The following is a 21,373-nucleotide window of genomic DNA, read 5'->3' as shown; positions in this document are numbered from 1 at the left end:
TATGACTTCGATTCATCCCGCCGCGCCGCCTCGCATCGACGTCGAACGTATTCGCGAAGCGCAGCGTCGACTTCGTCCGTACCTGCATTGGACGCCGCTCGTACGGTCGGAAACGCTGTCGCGAGAGTTCGGCGCCGAGGTCCATCTGAAGCTGGAATGCCTGCAGAAAACCGGGTCGTTCAAGCCCCGCGGCGCCTTCAACAAGCTGCTGTCGCTGACGCCCGAAGAGCTTGCCCGCGGAGTCGTCGGCGTCAGCGGCGGCAACCACGCGCAGGGGCTCGCTTACGCCGCTCGCGAGCTTGCCGCGCGGGCGATCATCTGCATGCCGTCGAGCACGCCGCGAAACTACGTAGAAGCAACTCGATCCTACGGCGCCGAGATTCGCTTCGCCGACGACATTCGCGAAGCGTTCGCTTTCGCGCACGAGTTGCATAGAGAGGGGCACGTGCTCGTCCATCCGTTCGACGATCTGCTCGTCGCGGAAGGGCAGGGGACGCTTGGACTCGAAATCCTCCATGACCTGCCGACGACGACGCGAATCTACGTCAGCATCGGCGGCGGCGGACTGATCGCCGGACTCGCAGCCGCCGTGAAGGATCAGAATCCGAACGTCAAGGTGATCGGCGTCGAAACTCGCGGAGCCGACGTGATGGCCCTGAGCGTGGCGGCGAACGAGTTGGTCGAGCTGAGTCAGATCACCTCGATCGCCCGGACCCTGGGAGCGCCGAAGGCAAGCGCGATGACGCTGGAGCACGTCCAACGGCTCGTCGATGAACTGATCGTCGTCGAGGACGACGAGACCCTCGAAGCGCTTACGTTCCTGTTGGAACGGACCAAGACGCTCGTCGAACCCGCGGCGGCCTGCTGTCTCGCCGCCGCGCGCCGCCAGCGCGAGGAAATCTCGCCCGGCGATCAGATCGTGCTTTTGATGTGCGGCGGCAACGTTTCGCTCGCTGATCTCGCCCGGTGGAACGCCGCGCCGAAAGCTTGAGCCTTGGCCGCGCTTTCAGAGGGGGCAACGTCGTTCCGACCCGAATGGCTTGGGGGCCGAAACGTCGACGAATCGCAGGGCCAAAAACTCGTGTTCTAGACTAATGAAAGTTGCGGGACTGCACGCCGAGGGAAGCGAGACCGCCGGCGAGTCGGTCGAGGCGACTGACGACAAGGTGGACGACCGTGTCGCGCCGTTCGACGCGGCCATGGACGATCCAGGCGGCGCTCCTCCGGGCGACCTGCTGATTCTCCTGCCAGGTCCGGGCGTGCAGGATCAGGTTGGCGATGCCGCTTTCGTCCTCGATCGTGACGAAGGTGACCCCTTTCGCGGTTCCGGGGCGCTGCTTGACCAAGACCAGGCCCGCGATTTTCGCATGCTTACCATGCGGCACGTTCAGTAGTTCGGCGTTCGGCAACACGCCGAGCTGCGACAGGGCCTCGCGATGGAAGGCCATCGGATGGGAACGCAGCGAAAGCGACGTGCTGCGATAGTCCTCCTGAACCTCGCGTTCCAGCGGAGTCTCCGGCAGCGCGAAGCAGGCTTCGTCGTCGGTCGCCGATAGGTCGAACAGGCTCGGGCCGTCGGTCTTCGCCGTCTCGGCCAGCGAGTTCCAGAGCGACCGCCTGCGATCCTCTCCCAGCGACCCGAAGACGTCCGCCTCGGCGAGCTTCACCAGTTGTACGCGGGGCAGGCGGGTCCGACGGCGGAAGTCATCCCGCGAGAGGAAGGGCCCCGACCGCCGGGCCTCCTCGATCGATTCGCCCGTCGACTGCGACAGGCCGCGGACCATCCGCAGGCCGAGCCGGAGAGCGTCCCCCTCGATGCGACAGTCCCATCCGCTTTGATTCACGTCCGCCGGAAGGACTTCGAAGCCGTGGCTGCGCAGGTCTCGCACGAGCTGCGCGGGAGCGTAGAAGCCCATCGGCTGACTGTTGAGCAACGCACAGGTGAAGTGCGCTGGATAGTGACATTTGATATAGCAGGAGACGTAGACCAGCAGCGCGAAGCTGGCGGCGTGACTCTCGGGAAAGCCGTACTCGCCGAAGCCGCGAATCTGATTGAACAGGCGCTCGGCATAGTCCTGGTCGTAGCCGTTGGCCAGCATGCCGTCGATGAGTTCGGAGCGGAAGACTTCGATGGCGCCCGAGCGTTTCCAGGCCGCCATGGCTCGCCGAAATTCGTCGGTCTTCGCCTCGCTGAAACCTGCGGCGACGTTGACCAGCCGCATGCACTGTTCCTGAAACAGCGGTACGCCGAGCGTCTTCTTCAGAACCCGTTCGATGGCTGCGTTGGGATAGGTCGCCGCTTCGAGTCCCTCGCGACGACGCAGGTAGGGATGAACCATCTCCCCCTGAATGGGACCCGGTCGCACGATCGCCACCTCGATTACGAGATCGTAGAACTCCTTGGGCTTGAGCCGCGGCAGCATCGACATCTGGGCCCGGCTTTCGATCTGAAAGACGCCCATCGTGTCGGCCTTGCAGATCATTTCATAGGTCGCCGTATCCCCTTCGGGAACGTTCGCCAGCGTGTAGGCCTTTCCCGTCGTCTGCTTCACCAGGTCGAAGCCCTTGCGGATCGCCGTGAGCATGCCGAGCGCGAGGCAGTCGACCTTCAGCAGGCCGATCGCGTCGAGGTCGTCCTTGTTCCATTCGACGATCGTGCGGTTCTCCATCGCCGCGTTCTGGATCGGGCAGAGTTCGTCCAGCCGTCCGCGACTGACGACCATGCCGCCCGTGTGCTGCGACAGATGCCTGGGAAATCCGACCAGATCCTCGACGCAGTAAACGAAGCGGCATCCGATCTCGCTCTGGGGATCGAGGCCCGCTTCCCGGGTCCGGCTCGAAAGGTCTCCCGCATCGTGAAAGCCGTCGGCGTTCTTGGCGATGGCGTCGACCAGATCGAGCGAAAGTCCCAGCGCCTTGCCGACGTCGCGAATGGCCGATCGCGAACGGTAGGTCGTCGTCACGGCGGTCATGCCCGCCCGCTGGCGACCGTACTTGGCGTAGACGTACTGAATCACCTCCTCGCGGCGTTCGTGCTCGAAATCGATGTCGATGTCGGGCGCTTCGTTGCGGGTCTCGCTGATGAACCGGGAGAAGAGAACGTCGATCTGCCGCGGGTCGACCGATGTCACGCCGAGGCAGTAACAGACGACCGAGTTCGCCGCCGAGCCTCTCCCTTGGCAGAGGATCTCCTTCGATCGGGCGAATCGCACGAGGTCATGCACGGTGAGAAAGTAAGCCTCGTAGTTCAGCTTCTCGATCAGTTCGAATTCGACCTTCAATTTTTCGACGATCCCCTCCGGCACGCCCTTCGGAAAGCGACGCTTCGCCCCCTCCCACGTCAGACGCTTGAGATACTCCAGCGGCGACTGGCCGGGAGGAGCGAGTTCCTCCGGATACTCGTATCGCAGCTCGCCCAGCGAGAAGTTGCAGCGATCGGCGAACTGCCGGGCGTTGTCGATCGCCTGGGGCCAGTCGGCGAATCGGCGCACCAACTCGTCGATCTCGTGCAGATGGCGTTCGGCGTTGGGGTCCAGCGCCGCGCCCGCTTCGGCGACGGTCGTCTTCTGCCGCACGGCGGTCAGCACGTCCTGCAGAACCTTGCGAGCGCGAACGTGGTAAAGCGCTCCCTGCGACGCGAGCGGCGCGACGCCCGTTCTGCGCGAAAGGATCTTCAGGCGTTCGAGTTTGACCGCGTCATCGACGCCATGATGCAGTTCGACGAGCAAGCCGAGCCGTTCGCCGAAGAGTTCGCGATAGCGCAAGAGCGCCGCTTCCTCCTCGGACGACACGACGCTCAGAGCAGCAGGCGAAGAAGAGGGTCGCACTTTCGCCGCGGACCGCTGAGGCGAACTCTGTTCCGGAAGGAGCGCCCCGGCGAGGAGTCCGTCGGCGAACTTCGCGACGTCGTCGAACGTGAGCCGGCACTCGCCTTTGGGGGCGTTCGTCCGGCCCACGGTCAGCAGCCGACAGAGGCGTCCGTACGCGGCGCGATCGGGCGCCCACAGGACGAGCGGCGGAGCGTCGACCGGCTGAATCTCGGCGCCGACGATCAGCTTGAAGTCGCGCTTCTTCGCTTCCACATGCGCCCGCACCATTCCCGCGATCGTCGCCCGATCGGTGAGCGCAAGCGCGCCGTAGCCGAGCGCCTGGGCTCGCTCGATCAGTTCTTCCGGGTGCGAAGCGCCTTCCAGAAAGGAGAAGTTCGACCGGCAATGAAGCTCGGTCCACTCGTGAGCGGAACGCGAACCGATCGACGGGTGGTCAGGCGAAGTAGCCATGCAGAAACCACGCTCCATCCTGAAGACGTCGGAAGACCCAGAACCGGGCGCCGGTCGTCGTCTCGACGCGCCAGTAATCCCGCCGGATCGTCTGCCCCCGCCACCATGCCGCCTCGATCCGCTCAGGACCCTCGGCAGCGAGAACCTCATGACGCTTCGCCGAAACGCCGAAGACGTGCGGCGAACCGTCGGGAACGGTCCCGATCACGCGGATGGGCTTCGGCTCGACGAGCAGCCGGATCGGTCGCTGACGGGGCGAGAGCAGGGCAGGGGGCTTGCGCCTGCGGGGCTTCTTCGCCGAGACCGGCACGAGCAGGAACGACCGCTCCGGAACGGGGTCGTCGACCAGAACGGGCCGCACCACGTTCTCCCGCCCCAGACGACTGCCGAGCCGATCGAGCAGTTCGCCCAGCTTCGTGGGATCACGCTGCGAACCGCTGGCGAAGAGATCGCGCTGCCGCGGCAGAAACTTCGCCGTCTCGGTCGCTTCCAGGCGGATCTCGCCGATCGCTCCGCGGACGGGCGAACGTTCCAGTTCCAGAGCGAGCAACCGTGCCAGATCGCGAGGCGAAGCGACCGGCTCGCAGAGCCGCAAGCCCCGCTCGCATGATGCGCCCCCCTCTTCGACGAACGTGCAGCGAAGTTCCACCACGCCCAAGTCTCGCTCGCGAAGTTCGCCGGCCAGACGATCGAGCAGCGCCGCGACAGCCGCGGAAAGCTCCTGCCCCTGGCGGATCGGATACTCCGACGACCACTTCGCGCAGAACTCGGACGCGGAGGCGACTTCCTGCGTCGGCTCGGGCCGGCGATCGAGAAGCTGATCGAGCCGCGTCAGAATCTCCTCTCCGAAGCGGGCTTTGATTGCGTCGCGAGGAATCGCCGCAGCCTGGCGGATCGTGTCGACGCCGAGCTTGCGGAAGGCGAGCGCCGTCTTCTCCGCCAGGCGCAGCGCTTCGACCGGCAGCGCGAGCAGCGGCTCGCGCTCGCCCGGCCGGACCAGCGCCGGCTCGTTCTCCTGCGCGAGGTATCGCGACGCCGCCCAAGATGCGCCGACGCAATCGGCGACCGCGATCCAGACGCGATAGCCGAGTTCCTTTGCGGCGCCCATCACCTCCTGCGCGAGCCGCTCCTCGCTGCCGAAGATCCGCACGACGCCGTCGATCTCCAGAAAGAGGCTCTCGGCGATTCCGTCGTTCTCGACGCTGATCTTCGGCGAGAAGCGTTCGAACCGCTCGACCAGTTCCCTGAGAGCGAGCAGGTCGCCCTGTTCATCCGCTGGCTGAAGCGTCGGAGGGCGGTCGAGCAGGGAAGCCGCTTCGGCGATCGGCATCCCTGCTTTCACGCCCGCCTGCGAAGCGCGTACGCAGCAGTGCTCGACGAAGCGTCCGCGCTTTCCCTTGTCGACGAAGACGAGCAGGCAGGAGCCTGCGTCAGGCCGATTTTTCATCGCCTGCGCGTTCGCCGCGACGAGGCGACGCTGGATCGTCCACCGCGGAAACCAGATGCAAAGCGTTCTCGTCATGGGAATCGCTCGTTCGAATCCTTCCGTCGTCGTCGATCTCGAAATCCGCCGAACGACCGGTGATGCCGTCCCGGCTGCGCACGATCTCCAGGCGGTAACGCAGGTCTCCGCCGGTAGGGAGACCGCGCACGGCCACGGCGAAGTCGCACCACGACGGTTGCGAGAGCGTCCGCGTCGATCGCAGCAGGAATCCGATCGTTCCGCCCTCCTCGGCGGAGAGTTGCAGCCGGCGGTACGACCGACCCGGCAGCGTTTCCACTCGACCCCATACGACCGACACGGCAGGACACCGAAGCGCCTGATCGAAGGCCCAAAGCGCCTCGCGATCGTCGGCGGGCCGCACGACGACGATCTCCGTCAGGTCGATTCCCAGCGCCGCCGCGGCGGGCGGAAAGAACGTTCCCTCGCGATCGACGATCGCCAGCGCTCCCCCCTCGGCGGTCGCCTGACAGGCTGCCGCGAACGCGAACGTTCCCCAGCCGCATCCCTCGGTCTCTCCCAGCCATTCGACGAGCGACCCCCGCCGGAGGCCCCCCTCCGGCCACGCCCGGTCGAGTTCGGATCCGCAGGAAACGGTCGCCGCCGAGAACGCGCCCCTTTCCGACCGCGAGAGCAGGGCCTCTCGAAGCGCCGGCAGGCGTTCCGCAGCGGATGACGAGCGTTGGCTTGGCATGACAGGCTCTATCGACCGCTCAGCGTCCCTGACTGAACTTTAGTTCACTGTCTGCTGTCAAGCTAGCGCTTCAGTCGCTTAATGCTCCTGAATGAGGGAAGTCGCTGAGCGAAAGCGTCCCGTCGTATCGCGCCAACTGTCCGAGAGCGTAGCGAGGCTCGTGACAGGGAAGGTCCTCGCGAGCGAGCGATTTCGGAGGAGCGAAAGAAAAACCGAAGCGGCGAGCGACCGAGCAGAGGCGCGCCCCGTCGCGCGGCTGCGGAACGCTTCCCGCCGCGCACGAAAAAAGGCCATCCTTCCCAGGAACGGGAAAGAAGGCCTTCGGAACTCGCAGCGCAACTCAGCAGTATCCTGCCGTCGCGATCAACGCCGCTTTTTCTTCTTCGGCTTCACCGCCTTGACCGCGGCGTCGTAGTAAATCTCTGCGTAGTAGTTGTACGCGTAGGCGTAGTAGAGCGGCTCGATCGCGACCCCGACGTTGGGGTACTGCGGATAGAGCGAGTTCGTCACGTAGCTGTAGATGTTGTACTCGTACTGCCACGAAGCGTTGCAGAGGTCGGCGGCGTTCTTCAGGTAGTCGGAAAACTTCCGCCGCAGGCCCGCCGAACCGTACTCGTAGGCGTACAGCGAGTACTGCTCGCCGTAGTACAGGTAATAGCCCGTTTCCGCGTCGTCGTAGCCGTACGCCAGCGCGATCTGCCGGGCGTAATTGGCGTAAACGTAGCCGTAGTAGTTGTAGTTGAGCGCCTGGTAGCCGAGCTGGTTGAAGCGCTTGATCGCCTTGCTCTGCTTGGCCTCGACGGACCCAGCCGCACAGAAGGCCGTGACCAGCGTCGCGAACGCGAACGCGAAGAACGCCTTGCGGAACATATGCCTCATCCTCGAACAGGACTGCGGGATGCGTCGGCCCTGCCGATGATCGATCCGGCCTATCCGCGTCACGCGAAATCGAAGGGGAACCTGCGTGCCCGAGGACGTCAGCGGGCGCTTGCTGAACAGTCAGAAGACGCACGCGACCGACGAATTCGGACAGGCTCCTGTACCGTAACAAAGCCCTTGTCCGACGCCAGTCTCTCCGCCGCAGTCTCGCGTGCTTTCCCGACCTGCAAAGTCGCCTGGAGTCGCGCTCGCTACACCGCGGAGGGGCGGTCGCGCTCGTACGCAGACCCGAGCGCCGTCGCATCGATCGACGCCTGCGCGATTCGCTCGTAAAACAAGAACGCTCCGGACTCGATTCGAGTCCGGAGCGTCGTACGTTTCCCAAGGTCGGTCTTACGTCAGGTCGATGGCTTCGACCTCCGCGACGAACCGTCCGGCGTCTCCGCCGAGGAACGACGCGACGATCGGGAAGACCGCGTCGCTGAACCCGCCGACGTTCAGCACATCGTCGCGCTCGGGCGCCTGCGTCGTGGCGTAGGGCTGAAGGTCGATGCAGACCAGCTTCGGCTTCGCGTTTCCGAGCCGCCGCTGATTCTGCGCGAACTCCTGCCACTCCGACATGACTCCGGTCGAACCCTGCACGCCCGGCGCGAACGCCCGACCTCCGTAAACCCAGCTCTCGTTGTCGCTCACGAGGATGCATCCCGCGAACTTCCGTCCGCGGTATCGCACGTTCGCTGCGCGAAGCGGAATCGAACAGTCGGTTCCGCCGCCGCCGTACTTCGCCAGCCGCTCGGCCAGGCTCAGGATCGAGTCCGACGGGTCGAACTTCGCGACGTAGGCCTGGGTGTCGAACGGGATCACGACGCTCTCCGGGTTGCGACGCAGGATCGCCGCCGCGAACAGCGCCGCGACGTCGACGCACCGCATGCGGCTCGTCGCGCCTCGACCCCGGTTCCCGGTCACGGCGCTCGCCATCGAGCCTGACGTGTCGAGGCCGATGACGACTGGTCCCGAGAGCGCCGGCACGTTGCCGCAAGCGATCTCGGCGGCCTTGTGCAGGGCCGTCCGGATCTTCTGCGGCACGTCGTCCGACGCGTTCAGGTAGGCCGCCAGGTACTGGTACGGGAACTGCCGCGAACGGCGGATCTCCTCCGCGTCGCCGATCCGATTCGCCACGTAGGTGACCGTCTCGGTTTCGTCGCCCGGCCGTCCGAAGACGCCGTGACGCGCGAGCGTGTTGAGGTTCATCCTGAGCGCCTGCGGACCCATCCGCTTCGCGATCGCCTTCCAGACGAGCGGGCCCTTCGCGGCGTCCGCGAGCAGGTCCCACCGGGCTGAAAGGTTCTCCGCGAAGGCGGCCTGCGCCTCCTCGCTTTCCGCCTGGCGGTAAGCGATTAGTGCACGGACCTCCTGGGGCAGATCGGCCTCGGTCGCCGGCGCCCACTTCTCGACCTCCTTACCGGTCAGCCAGCCGAACAGAGCCCGGCGAGCGTCGTCCTTGGGCGTCGGACGAGCCAGCCGAAGGATGTCGCGCAGGCTCGGATCCGAACCGATCGACGCCGACAGCATCGCTCCGACGGAGGCTTCGTTCAGCCACTTTTGGAACGCCCGTTGCAGGCTGTACGAAAGACTCTTCCGACCGAACTGGCCCGACCGAATCATCTGGAACGCCGTCCGGAGGACGCGACCGTTGTCGACCACTCGCGGGAAGATCTTCCGCGCGAGCGTCGGATTCCGCTTCGACAGCGAGACCAGCAGCGCCGCGGGCATGTCCTTCATGCCGGCCCGCTCGCGAGCATAGATCGCCAGCTTCGCCTGGAAGAGGTCGTCGTCGACCTGCGCGAGCAGCGTTCGCACGCTTTCGAGCTGGCTCTCCGCGTTCGCGTAGTAGACGCCGTTGAAGCAGCCGGTCGCGGCGAGTTGGGCCAGCGCGTGCTTCGCATCGAGCGAGTACGCCGCGCCGCCCGCCTCGTTGACCGCGTTCGCACGGGGCAGAAACGAAAGGGCGTTCGCAAACAGGTTCTTATTGGCCATCATGACCTCCAACATCAAAAACGATCCGACGAGGGAAAGACGCACAGAGCGGATCGTGGGAAAGATGTACTCCGTGCAGGCAGTCGGATCGAAAGGCATACGCGCAGTCGATGCGCACTCGAAGAAAGGCTCGACGAAGTTCGGGGCAGAGCTTCCCGCCTCCCGCGCGGACGCGAGCAGCGGGGCGGGATTCGAACCCGCTGGTACCGATGGACTCCGCTCCAGCAGTCGAGCACGTAAAGGGGACCGACGAAGACGTTCGATCAGAGAATCGGCGCTCTGTCCGCTAAGCTACGACAAGGTCGCGAACGGCCTTGCCGGCGGGACTCGAACCCGCAACCTCCGGCGTGAGTGGCATGTACTCCGATCTGGCAGTCCTTCGTGAGGCGATGATTTCCTCCCGGGTGAACGATGAAATGGCGGCGGCTGCCGCGAGTCGAAAGAGGACCGACGAAGTGGTTCGACTGGAGGAACGGCGCTCTAACAGCCCGTTGATTTTCGCCGTCGTGGCGAAAATCACGCTCGGCAAGTTCGAAACAAGTTTCTCACGCCTCGCAAAACAGCGGCGAAACCGCTGTCTTGGCGCCGCATCCATGCGGCGAGCGCAGTCCGTTGAGAAAATCAACGGACTGCTAATCCTTGAGCTACGCCGCGCTCCCCGAGGGGCGGCGCGCACGGCGGGACTCGAACCCGCAACATCCGCTTCCATGTACTCCGTTCGGGCAGTCGGTCCTGCGTCGAAGGCGTCGCAGATGCGATCCGCCGAAGTGCGTCGGGCAGGATTCGAACCTGCATAGCCCGAAGGCGACTGCTTTACAGGCAGCGAGGCTCGCCCATGCCCAGCCGACGCGATAGGAAAGTTGTTTGCAGCACGTCCCCAAGGATTCGAACCCTGACCGACCGGGTTGGAACCGGTCATGCTTCCGTTACACCAGAGACGCGTGAGTTCGCGATACGAAAAAGGCCCGGCATCTGACGGACGCCGGGCCTCGGTGGCGCTTGCGGTTCTACGACCGCGTCACCAGCGAATCCTCTGCGTCACGAAGCGATCCAGCAGCGATCGCCGCCAGGATTCGCTTCGCCCGGTATAGGTCGTCAGAAGCATCGGTCGCCGGTTCGTCGTCGAGGTTCGCGTGCGGAAGAAACGTCGCTGAGAAAGGGACGTGAAGTAACGCCGCACGTTCGCGCACGTCGCCAGAATTCTTCGATGAATTCGCGACCGAAGCGACGCAGGATCAGGCGTCGGCCAGAATGCCGGAGATCGGCTTCGCGCTCCCCGCGACGCCGGTGAGGCGCTCCGGGCGTCCGCTGACCTCGAACGACAGCGCTTCATGATCCAGGCCCAGCGCGGCCAGGATCGTCGCGTGCAGGTCGCGAAAGGGAAGGGGACGTTCGACCGCCATCAGGCCGATCTCGTCGGTTGCGCCGATCCGCTGCGGCCGGACTCCGCCGCCTGCGAGCCAGACCGTGAAGCCGGCGGCGTTATGCTGACGTCCGCTCGCCCCTTGCAGCATGGGCGTTCGTCCGAATTCGCTGGCCCACACGACCAGCGTCGAGTCCAGCATGCCCCGCTGCTTCAGATCGCTGAGCAGCGCGGCGATCGGTCCATCCGTGCATCGTGCGCGCGGCACGTGATTGGACTTCAGGTCGTCGTGTGCGTCCCAGCCGTTCTTCTCCGCCATGTCGTAAAGCTGCACGAAGCGAACGCCCTGTTCCACGAGCCGCCGCGCGAGCAGGCACTTCCGCCCGAACCCCGCAAGCTGCTCGTCGGCATCGTCGACGCCATATGACGATCGGGTTTCGGCCGTCTCGCGATTCAGATCGCCGACGTCGAGGGCTGCCGCCTGCATGCGATAAGAGAGCTCGTACGCGGCGATGCGCGCGTCCAGGTCGTCGTGGCCCGGATGACGTTCCCGATGGGCCAGATTCAGATCGCGAAGCAGGTCGAGCGTCGCCCGTTGACCGGCCTCGAACTCCGGCGGCGGCGTCAGGTCGAGAACCGGCGTCCCCTGATCCCGTAGTCGTGTCGGTTGAAAGACGGTCGGGAGAAAGCCGTTCGAATAGTTCGCCGATCCGCCCAGAGGTCCCGCGTCGAAGAGCGCAACGTAGCCGGGCAGATCTTCGCTTTCGCTTCCCAGACCGTAGGTGATCCAGGAGCCCAGGCTCGCCTTGCCGGCGCGGACGTCGCCGGTGTGAAGCTGGTAGCTGGCCGGGGCGTGATTGTTCGACTCGGCCTGCAACGAGTGAATGAAGCAGAGATCGTCGACATGCTCGGCCACCCGCGGCCAGAGCTCGCTGACGTGCATCCCGGACTGGCCATGCTGCGAGAACTTGAACGGACTGGCGAGCAGTTCGTCCTTGCAGCCGTGAAAAACGTTCGCGTGCCGCGAAGCCTCGACCGCCTTGCGCAAACTTTCGGGAACCGGCTGGCCGACCAGCTTCTGCAGCTCCGGCTTATAGTCGAACGAATCGACGGGCGACGGTCCGCCCACCATGAACAGGAAGATGACCGACTTCGCCTGCGCGGGGAAGTGCGGCGCTCGGGCCTGCATGGGCCGCAACGGGTCGACGGCGACTCGCTTCTCGGCGCCGCGGCTCTGCGCTTCCATCGCCGCCAGGGCGAGAGCGCCGAATCCGGCGCCGGCTCCGTAGAGAAACCCGCGGCGCGAAAGATTAGGAGGGGCAGGCATCGGCATTGCGTTATAGTAACGAGCGGCTTCCGCGACCGGCAAGCGAAACGCTTCTGACGCTCTGCTCTCCCCCTGTCGGCTATGGACCGAGCGCTGCTGCAACTCGCTCTCGCCGCGATCCTGGCGCTCTGTCTGACGGCGCCGGCTCGCGGCTATGAATCGCACGATCGCCGATTTCGCGACGCGGTCTGGCCGCTGCTCCTGCAACGCTGCGTCGGCTGCCACGGACCGGAACAGCAGGAGGGCGATCTGCGGCTCGATTCGCGCGACGCCGCGGTGCGGGGGGGCGCTCAGGGCGCGGCGATCGTTCCCGGGAACGCGGTCGAGAGCCTGCTGATTCAGGCGGTTCGTCACGCGACCGACGAACTGGCGATGCCGCCCAAGGAGAAGCTGTCGGATCGCGAAATCGCCGCGCTCGAAGCCTGGATCGCCGAGGGCGCTGCCTGGCCCGCGATCGACGTTCCGGCCCCCTCCGTCGTATCGGGCGAGCGCATCGGCAACGCGTGGGAGGACGATCGTAACCCGATCGTGCGAATTTTCCGGGGCGAGCGACTCGACCTCTGGTCCCTGCGACCGATCGTGCGTCCTGCGACACCGACTCCGCGAAATGCCGCCTGGGTCAGGAACGACGTCGATCGCTTCGTCGCCTCCCGGTTGGAAGCCGAGGGCCTGTTTCCGAGCGAGGAGGCTGACCGCCGGGCGTTGATCCGGCGCGTGACGTACGACCTGATCGGACTGCCTCCCTCGGCGGGTGACGTCGAGGCGTTCGTGTCCGATCCGCGAGAGGACGCGTACGAACGGCTGGTCGAGCGATTGCTCGCCTCGCCTCGGTACGGCGAGCACCAGGCGCGATGGTGGCTCGACGTCGTGCGATACAGCGACAGCAACGGCTTCGACTGGGACGAGTATCGCCCCCGGGCATGGCTCTTCCGCGATTACGTCGTGCGATCGTTCGACGACGACAAACCGTTCGATCGTTTCGTGACGGAACAACTCGCCGGCGACGAACTGCTGTCCGGCCCGCCTGCGAACGAGGCGGGGCGCGACGCGCTGCTGGCGACCGGGTATCTGCGGATCGGGCCGCAGGACAACTCGGCGAGCCTGTTCAACGAAGAGAGCCGGGCGCATCACGAATGGATGTCGGATCTGACGGAGACGACCGCCAGCGCCTTTCTGGGCCTGACGATGTCGTGCTGCCGGTGCCACGACCATAAGTTCGATCCGCTCTCGCAGGCGGATCACTTTCGACTGCGGGCCTTCTTCGAGCCGCTGAAATACGCCGACGACCTTCCGACGAATCTGGCGGCGGAGCAGGCCGCCATCCGTTCGCACAATGACAATCTCGATCGGCGGATCGAAGCCTTGGAGAGCGAGCGGAAGGCGCTGCAGGAGAGCGTCCTCGAGCGGGCGACCGCCAAGAAGCGGGAGCTCCTTTCGCCGGAGGATCGGGCGCTCCTCGATCAGCCCGACGATTCCCTCTCGGAGGAACAGAAGTCGCGACGCGCTGAACTCGCGAAGCAAGTCGCTCCCAGCGACGACGAACGAAACGCCGCCAGGACGGAACGAGAGACACAAGACGAAGCAAGACTTTCCGGCGAGATCGATTCGCTCAGGAAGCAGAGGCGATCCTTCGACTTCGCGCTGCTCGCGACCGATCAGCGGGACGCGCCGCGGGCGACGCACATTCTCTACCAGGGGGATCACAAGTCGCCACGGGAGGAGGTCGCGCCTGGCTTCGTGTCGATCCTCGATCCGAACGCCGCCGCGATCGTATCGTCCGCGGGAGAGACGCACGGACGGAGGCTCACGCTGGCGAAGTGGATCGCGTCGCCGAACAACCCGCTGACCGCGCGGGTGTTGGTCAATCGCGTTTGGCAGCAGCATTTCGGAAGGGGGCTCGTCGCGACGCCGAACGATTTCGGCCTGGCCGGCGCGCGGCCGACGCATCCGGAACTGCTCGACTGGCTGGCGACGGAGTTCGTCGCGAACGGCGGGTCGATCAAGCGCCTGCACTACCTGATCGTGACCAGCGCCGCCTATCGGCAGTCTTCCGCAGCGTCGCCCGATGCGAAGGGCCGGGACCCCGATAACGAACTTCTCGCGCGGCAGGCGATGCGACGACTGACGGCGGAGCAGCTTCGCGATTCCCTGTTGGCCGCGTCGGGCCTGCTGAACGGCAAGACCGAGGGAGCGCCGGTCTGGCCCGAGCTGCCCAGCGAAGTTCTGCAAGCCAACCCGGCGTTTCTCGACGACAACGCCGAAAAGACGAAGGGGTGGTACCCGTCGCCAGACAACGAACAGAACTGCCGCAGCCTGTTTCTGGTTCAGAAGCGGACGGTGCGGATTCCGTTCCTGGAGACGTTCGACCTGCCGGAGAACGCTGCCTCGTGTGCGCAGCGCAACGTCTCCACGGTCGCGCCGCAGGCGTTCGCGCTGCTTAATTCTCCGCTGGCGTTGAAGGCGGCGAGGGCCTTCGCCGAACGCGTCCAACGCGACGCCGGCGCTTCGGCGGAGGATCAAGTCCGCGCGGCCTTTCGCCTGGGGCTGCAACGCCCTCCGTCGGACGAAGAACTGGCCCTGTCGACGGCCTTCGTCGAGCGTCACGATCTGACGGCGTTCTGCCGCGCGATGCTGAACCTGAACGAGTTCGCCTACTTGGAGTAGGCGGCCAGGTCGCCGGGTCTCGAAGTCGAGAGAACGATTCCGAAGTTTTTCCCGCTTTCCGTGTCGCGACTCGGAATCGACGGCGAGTTCCCTGATGACGACTGCCGAACGGGCGGTCCACGACCTAAGGCCGCTCTTCCCGGTCTGCTCATCAGGGGTTCTGCGATGCGGGTACGTTTTCTCTTCTCCCTGGCGATCGCGTCGCTCGTAGCGGCCGTCGCCGTCTCTTCGTCCCAGGCTCAGGAATGGCGGGTTCTGCCGAGCGTCCTTTCCGTCGAGCAATGCAGCCATGACGGACGCGTCGCCACGGGGCGGCTGAATGTGGGCGGCGGCGACTTTCATGCTTTTCGTTTCACGCCCGACGGCGGCATCGAGGACCTTGGCGTCCTCGCAGGAGGCTCCAAGAGCGGCGGCATGGCGATGGACGCCGACGGCAGCGTCATCGCCGGCATCGCCGACGACGGCGCGGACGACAAAGCCTTTCGCTGGCACGGCGGAGCGCTCCTCGACATCGGGACGCTGGGCGGACCGTCGGCGACGGCGCGGTGGGTGAACGCGGACGGTCTGACGATCGTCGGCGACGCGATGATCAACGCCGTGGACATGCATGCCTTCGTCTGGCGGGCGGATGCGGGCAAGATCGACCTCGGCACGCTGGGAGGCGCGAATTCAGCGGCGTCGCACTGCTCGGACGACGGAATGACCGTGCTCGGTCTTTCCGAAGATGCGGTCGGCGACTTCCGGACGTTCGTCTGGTCGGACGTCGCCGGCATGCAGGACGTCGGAGATTTCGGCGGCGCCTTCACGATCCCCGCCGCGCTGTCGGCCGACGGTTCGACCGCCGTCGGCGCCAGCTTCGACGGCGGCGGCGTGCCGATTCCGTTTCGCTGGACCGAGGCGGGCGGGTTGGAGGTCCTCGGGTCGCTCGGCCCGGGGGCAGGCGCCGCATTGTGCGTCTCGACCGACGGCAGCGTCGTTTCCGGCTACTCGGCGACTGCCTCAGGAATGCGGGCGTTTCGCTGGACCGAGGACGAAGGGATGAAGAGCCTCGGCACTTTCGGCGGTGACGAATCGATGCCCGAGGCGATGAGCGCGAAGGGCGATTACATCGTCGGACAGGCCCAGCGTCCCGACGCGAGCTTCGACGCGTTCCTGTGGCGACCGCAGCATGGCAAAAAGGAACTGAAGTGGGTCATCGAGCGGTCGCTCGACATCGACCTCGACGGCTACCGCATCGAGAGTTGCGATGCCCTGTCGCGCAACGGCCGTCGGATGTACCTCACGGTCGAGCGACCCGACGGCACGATGCGATCGTTCTACGTCGAACTGACCCCTCGCAAACGAATCGCGAAGGATCGCTGGCAGGCGCCCTACATCGCGGAGCATACGAACGCGGCGCTCGCCTACGCTCAGCTCGCGCAGGAGTACGACCCCGGCTCTGCAGCGAGCGAGTACGCCTTTCAGTACGCCCAGTACGGAAAGATGTACGGAGATGCCGCGAACAAGGTCCGTGCGGACTACTACGACAAGAACAAGAAAATGAACGCCTACCTGTCGCTGCGGTACTCGCAGTACCAGATGGAGTATTACGCCTTCGTCAACGCCTACTACTACGGCGCCCAGTCGGGAGCGCCCTACGCCGCGGGGACGGCGAACTACGCCTACCAGGCGATGACCTACCTGGCGACCGAGTTCGAGTGACGGGCGAGCGCCCAGCGCGAGGCCTGCAAGGAAGAGGTCGGAACGCCCGTCGTTCCGGCCTCTTTTCGTTCTTCAGGCGAACTGGATCGAGGCGAATTCAGGGAGCCTCGACCCAAGTCGCATCGTGGAGCGTGACGCGGCGTCCGGAGGCGTCGTCGACGGTCTCCGTTCCGGCGCCCTGCTGAAAACGGAGCAGAGCGAGCGTCGCAGGCGTCGTGCCCCATTCTGCGGGATCGGCGACGGTCGGCTCGGGAGCCCGGACGCCGCGAGAGATGCGTACGGCTCGAATCTCTCCCGCGAAGAAGCGATCGGCCTGATCCGCCGGCAGTCGACCTTGCGGAACGCCGCCGATGAACAGGCCCGGCGAAGTTTGGGGCAGCACGAACTCCGCATTCGTCGCAGGAACCTCGACTCCGTCGACGAAAAGCCGCAGACGCTCGCCGTCCCAGGCGCCGGCGATATGCGAGAACCGATCGAGCGGCGCCGGTTCCGCAGCCTGAAGCAACTGCGACATCGCCCCCGTCTGCTTGGCGACGCCCCAGCGACCGTCGGCGCTAAGGTAGAGCGCCATCCAGTCGGGGCCCATCCAAGAGATGAGGTTCCCGTTCTTCGCGCGATCGGGCCGCGCCATCGCCTCGATCGTCGCCGGCTGATCGGGCGTGTCGCGAAAGTCGTCGACTTCGACATAGCTCGCCTCGCCATCGAACGAAAGCGCGTTCCGCTCGGCGGCGACGACCGGAACCGGCGGGTCTCCTCCTGCGTTGCCGCGTTGCGAGTAGATGCCCCACGCGATCGCGCCCGTGATTAGCAAGAGCGCCAGCAGAGCGGCCGCCCAGGCCTGCGCTCGGATCGACGGCGCCGCTCCGCCGGTCGAGCGGTCGAGTAAGCGGGGTCGATTCGACGCTCCTCCTCGCTGGTTGACGATCGGGCCAGCCGGTTCCGGCCCGCGAGCGAGAAAGCCTTCGATCGCCTCGATGACCTGGGTCATCGACTCGAACCGTTCGTCAGGTCGCCTCGCCGTTAACCTCGCGTAGATCATGCGAAGTCGGTCGGCACGATCGGGCGACAGATCGAACCCCGGCAACGTCGGCGGCGGTTCGGTCGCGTGAGCGATGAGGACGTCGATCGTCGTTTCGCCGCGGAAGGGCGGTTTGCCGACGAGCAGGTAGTGCAAGGTGCAGCCGAGCGAATAAACGTCCGCTCTTCCGTCCGCCCGGCGGGAGTTGCGGGCCTGCTCCGGCGCGACGAAGGAGGCCGTCCCCAGAAAGGCTCCGCTCGAGGTCAGCGGTTCGACCCAGTCCTCGTCGTCAATCGCGACGAATCGGCTCAGCCCCAGATCGAGAACCTTGACCGTTCCGTCATTCGTCAGGAAAAGATTCCCAGGTTTCACGTCGCGATGGACGAGTCCGCGCGCGTGAGCGTATTCCAGCCCTCGCGCAGCCTGGAGCACATAGTTCAGGGCGACCTCGACGGGGAGCGGACCGTCGCGGCGAACCAGTTTGGAGAGGTCGATTCCTTCGAGGTACTCGGTCACCAGCCAGCGCCGGCCCTTCTCTTCCCGCGCGTCGAACGCGACGACGACGTTCGCATGATGCAGCCTCGCCGCCGCCCGAACCTCCCGCTCGAACCGTTTCGCCAGATCCTTCTGCGACAGCCACCTCGATTGCAGCGCTTTAATCGCGACGACGCGGCCCATGTGCCGATGGACGGCCTTGTAGACCGTTCCCATCCCGCCCGCGTCGAGCTTCTCGAGCAGGCGGTAGTCGCCGACGTCGTCTCCCTCCTCCGGCTCATGGAATACCGCCAGGGGCGCGTCGCTTGGCGCCTGCGGCTCGCTTTCGACTGACGCTTCGTTCGCCGGCTCCCGATCTATCGCCGTCGATCGCGTCGAGATTCTCGTCAGTTCGGGAAAGCGATTTCGATACTCGTCCGCCGAGACGCGCTCGCCGCCGTCGCCGCGTCGTTCGATCTCGATCGCCACTAGCTCCCGCAGCGCCGCCGCACGCAGGCGGTCGGGCACGTCCCGCAGCGCTTCCTCGATGGCGAGCGGCCGGCCCGATCGCCACGCCTCTTCGAAGCGATCGCACGCTCGCTCGATCTCGAACGCGTCCGCCTCCGGCAAATCGCCGACGAGGCCTGCCGGAGGTTCCTGTTCGCGCTCGTCGGAACGACTCATAGCAGTCGTTTTTCCCAAAGTCGGCGAACGAGCGCCAGCTTCCGCTCGATCGTTCGACGCGTGCAGCCCGCGCTCGCCGCGATGTCGGGCGTCTCGTGACCTTCCATCCTCGCGAGGACGACCTGCTTGAGCAGCGGATCGCCCGCTTCGTCGAGAGCGATCATCAAGTGCGCGAACTCTTCCGCGATCTGCGCCGCCAGTTCGGGCGTCGGCTCCGAAGCGACGATTTCTTCCAGGCATTCCGGGGTCAGGCGGCTCGCTGCTTCATGGCCGACGGCGCCGCCGCGCTTCTGCCGATTCTCGCGGCGAATATGGTCGCCCGATTTGTTCGCGACGATAGCGATGAGCAGGGCCCAGAGTCCGTCGCGATCGGCGACCCTCGGAAAGCGACCCTCCTGGGCGCCGAGACAGAAGCTCTTGAAGGCGCTCGCGGCGACGTCCTCTTCGTCGCCGATTCGCTTCGCGGAGCCCTCCAGCTTTCGCCGAGCCAGACCGACCATCCGCAGGAAAAACCGCTCCCACAAGCGCTGCACGGCCAGTTGATCGCCCTGACGGAGACCTTCGACCCACAGCGTCACCGACTCGAGCGAGGAGACGCCGGTCGCCGTATCTTCCGAGCGGGCGTCCATCGGTCTGGTTCGTAAGTCGAGAGAGGAGAAGCGACGAGCCGCCGGGGCGGGGAAACCCTGCGGGAATTCATTCTACCTCGCCCCTCGCACGGGGGCATTCGTTCGCGTCGGGTCGTCGAAAGCGACGGCGCGCCTAGAATGCCGTCGACAGGAGGTTCCTACGCATCGAAAGCCTGACCATGACCATCGCTGACGCATCGCCTCCGACGGCTTCTGCCGAGCTTGCCGTCGTCGACGGGCTGGCCGGATCGGCGCCGTGGCTCCCGCATCAGTGGGCGGTCGCCGGCGTTATTTCGGCGTCCGCGATCTTCGTACCCCTCCCGTTCGTCGACGATTACCTGCAGTCGAAGTGCCATCGCTTCGCCGTCCGGAAGTCGCTCCAGGCGCACGGCAGGGAGTCGGAAATCGACCGGTTCGAGCCGTACTATGACGGCGCGGGCGGGTTCTTTTCCGGCTTGGGGAGCGCGGCGCTGCGGGCCCCATTGAAGCTGGCTCTGTTTCCGATTCGCAAGCCGCTGCGACTCATCCGGTCGGTAAGGGACGTGCCGCTGGAAGTCATCCGCACGATCCTGCTCGGCCGGGAAGTCGATCGTTTTCTGAGCGCCAGGCGAAGGGCGACGAACGGAACGCCGGCTCCTGCCGCGGATCGGGAGACCATCGCCGACCTTCGCCGCGCCTTCGATCGGGCGTTCGCGCGGATGGACTTCCGCGTCCTCCGCGCGGCGACGAAGGACGCCTTCATGGCTTCGACGCGTATGCTTGCCGCCGTCGTCGCGGCCAGGCGACGACGCTCTCCGGAACAAGGCGAACTTCTGAACGAACTCGAAAAGGATCCTGCCGTGGTGGCGGAAGCGGCGAAGGTCGAGGCGCAAATGGCCAGACCGGAGATCCTGAGCCTGTTCCGCGAGTTCGATGCCCGCTTCGAGCGGGAGTTCCAGGAAGTCCGCGAGCAGCGCCTGGCTCGCGAAGCGTCGCGCTGACGTTGACCGCGCTGGAAGCGCACGGGTTCGGAGGCGTCCAGACGATTCCGGCGGAACAAGTTCGTGCGCGAAACGGTCGATCGCTGCTCGCCGCTCGGAACGGAATCCCCGAGCGTCAGGTTCTCCGGCCGCATCGAGCGCTGTCGGTATCTCGGTCGCTTCGCTGCGCGAAAGAATCCTGCTGGAGATTCAGGCGGTGGCAGCAGGGAAAGTTCCTGGCACAGAACGGCTTCGCTGGCGCGAAGCTTGCTTTCAAACGAAGGGACGCCGCCCGCGCTCGTTTAGCGACAGCGGTATTCGTCCCCGGATTCGAGAAGAAGGCCCTGCGATGTATCACCACGTCAAGAAGCTCATGTACACGGTTCGAGTCGATGAACCGAATCCCGTCTTCGGCAACATGCTGCTGGAGCAGTTCGGCGGCGCCAACGGCGAACTGGCCGCGGCCATGCAGTACACCATTCAGGGGCTCAACTGCGACGATCCGGCGCGGAAGGACCTGCTGATGGATATCGGCACCGAAGAGCTGAGCCATCTGGAGGTGATCGGCATGCTGACGCGGCTGCATCTAGCGCCGATGAAGACGCGCGCCTCGGCCGCCGAAGCTAACCCGCTGATCGCGGTCATCGGCGGCGGCGGGGTGAGTCTCAATAACTCGCAGGGAAATCCCTGGACCGCCGACTACCTCAAGGTCAGCGGCCAACTGGAAGTCGATCTGCGGAGCAATATTGCCGCCGAGGCTCGCGCGAAGATTACCTACGAGCGGCTGATCCAGTACACGGACGACGCCGGCACGATCGATGCGCTGAACTTTCTGATGACGCGAGAGATCACGCACATGAAGGCCTTCGGGATCGCGCTCGAATCGATGGGCCTGGGTCCGCTCGAGATCGGTAAGCTGCCGCCCGATCCCGAATTCGTGGACAAGTTCTTCAACGACTCGACCGGATCGGGCGAGATGGGCGAAGACCTGACCGGCCCGTGGAACACCGGGGGCGATTGGGAAAAGATCGACAATCCGGCGTTCGAGGGAATTCGCAACCGCTGACGTCCCTCCGGCAGCGCGAGTCCGGAACAGCGCAGCGGCGGGCGGCGGAACTCGCTCTCGGATCATGGCGACGACGCCGTTGCATCAGCGAAGGCGT

The 21,373-nt window shown here is 65.5% G+C and carries 13 protein-coding genes and 2 tRNA genes; 5 read left to right on the top strand and 10 right to left on the bottom strand.

Going from position 1 to position 21,373, the window contains the following annotated elements:
* The first annotated feature begins 1 nt into the window (after position 1).
* Positions 2-991 (top strand): threonine ammonia-lyase, encoded by a 990-nt coding sequence (locus SH602x_RS05180; RefSeq protein ID WP_479475777.1) that lies wholly within the window; start codon positions 2-4, stop codon positions 989-991.
* 100 nt (positions 992-1,091) lie between these two features.
* On the opposite strand, the gene SH602x_RS05175 is transcribed toward SH602x_RS05180, so the two are convergent.
* The 8 genes from SH602x_RS05175 to SH602x_RS05140 all read right to left on the bottom strand — a co-directional run bounded on the left by SH602x_RS05175 (position 1,092) and on the right by SH602x_RS05140 (position 12,081).
* On the bottom strand, positions 1,092-4,280 hold the full coding sequence (locus tag SH602x_RS05175; RefSeq protein ID WP_479475776.1) for an error-prone DNA polymerase: 3,189 nt from the start codon (positions 4,278-4,280) through the stop codon (positions 1,092-1,094).
* Entirely contained in the window at positions 4,264-5,802 is a 1,539-nt protein-coding gene (locus SH602x_RS05170) for a Y-family DNA polymerase (protein ID WP_479475775.1), read from the bottom strand. The genes SH602x_RS05175 and SH602x_RS05170 overlap by 17 nt, the downstream gene beginning before the upstream one ends.
* Complete coding sequence (locus SH602x_RS05165) at positions 5,711-6,475, bottom strand: ImuA family protein (protein WP_479475774.1); 765 nt, start codon at positions 6,473-6,475, stop codon at positions 5,711-5,713. Before SH602x_RS05165 ends, SH602x_RS05170 begins: the two co-directional genes overlap by 92 nt.
* A gap of 363 nt (positions 6,476-6,838) precedes the next feature.
* Positions 6,839-7,345 carry a hypothetical protein gene (locus SH602x_RS05160; RefSeq protein ID WP_479475773.1) on the bottom strand — a complete coding sequence of 169 codons (507 nt, stop codon included), beginning with the start codon at positions 7,343-7,345 and terminating at the stop codon, positions 6,839-6,841.
* A gap of 402 nt (positions 7,346-7,747) precedes the next feature.
* Positions 7,748-9,406 (bottom strand): TROVE domain-containing protein, encoded by a 1,659-nt coding sequence (locus SH602x_RS05155; protein ID WP_479475772.1) that lies wholly within the window; start codon positions 9,404-9,406, stop codon positions 7,748-7,750.
* Between the two features lie 753 nt (positions 9,407-10,159).
* Positions 10,160-10,241, bottom strand: a tRNA-Tyr gene (locus SH602x_RS05150).
* A gap of 20 nt (positions 10,242-10,261) precedes the next feature.
* Positions 10,262-10,332: transfer RNA gene (locus SH602x_RS05145), tRNA-Trp, on the bottom strand.
* 294 nt (positions 10,333-10,626) lie between these two features.
* On the bottom strand, positions 10,627-12,081 hold the full coding sequence (locus SH602x_RS05140; RefSeq protein ID WP_479475771.1) for a DUF1501 domain-containing protein: 1,455 nt from the start codon (positions 12,079-12,081) through the stop codon (positions 10,627-10,629).
* 81 nt (positions 12,082-12,162) lie between these two features.
* Here SH602x_RS05140 and SH602x_RS05135 point away from each other — a divergent pair, with 81 nt between their 5' ends.
* Both SH602x_RS05135 and SH602x_RS05130 read left to right on the top strand, forming a co-directional pair.
* Positions 12,163-14,745 (top strand): PSD1 and planctomycete cytochrome C domain-containing protein, encoded by a 2,583-nt coding sequence (locus tag SH602x_RS05135; RefSeq protein WP_479475770.1) that lies wholly within the window; start codon positions 12,163-12,165, stop codon positions 14,743-14,745.
* Positions 14,746-14,910: 165 nt separating this feature from the next.
* Complete coding sequence (locus SH602x_RS05130) at positions 14,911-16,446, top strand: hypothetical protein (protein WP_479475769.1); 1,536 nt, start codon at positions 14,911-14,913, stop codon at positions 16,444-16,446.
* A 97-nt stretch (positions 16,447-16,543) separates the two neighbouring features.
* Here the strand turns inward: SH602x_RS05130 and SH602x_RS05125 are convergent, their stop codons facing one another.
* Both SH602x_RS05125 and SH602x_RS05120 read right to left on the bottom strand, forming a co-directional pair.
* Positions 16,544-18,622: a protein kinase domain-containing protein gene (locus SH602x_RS05125; RefSeq protein ID WP_479475768.1), complete on the bottom strand. Its 2,079-nt coding sequence runs from the start codon at positions 18,620-18,622 to the stop codon at positions 16,544-16,546.
* Positions 18,619-19,251, bottom strand: coding sequence for an ECF-type sigma factor (locus tag SH602x_RS05120; RefSeq protein WP_479475767.1), 633 nt, complete (start codon positions 19,249-19,251; stop codon positions 18,619-18,621). The genes SH602x_RS05125 and SH602x_RS05120 overlap by 4 nt, the downstream gene beginning before the upstream one ends.
* A gap of 179 nt (positions 19,252-19,430) precedes the next feature.
* Here SH602x_RS05120 and SH602x_RS05115 point away from each other — a divergent pair, with 179 nt between their 5' ends.
* Both SH602x_RS05115 and SH602x_RS05110 read left to right on the top strand, forming a co-directional pair.
* Positions 19,431-20,231: a hypothetical protein gene (locus tag SH602x_RS05115; RefSeq protein ID WP_479475766.1), complete on the top strand. Its 801-nt coding sequence runs from the start codon at positions 19,431-19,433 to the stop codon at positions 20,229-20,231.
* A gap of 328 nt (positions 20,232-20,559) precedes the next feature.
* Positions 20,560-21,276, top strand: coding sequence for a manganese catalase family protein (locus SH602x_RS05110; RefSeq protein ID WP_479475765.1), 717 nt, complete (start codon positions 20,560-20,562; stop codon positions 21,274-21,276).
* Positions 21,277-21,373: the final 97 nt, after the last annotated feature.

Source organism: Lignipirellula cremea (genome assembly GCF_056501455.1).
Note: the sequence above shows the minus strand (reverse complement) of the source record. Positions and strands in the feature narration are given on the sequence as shown.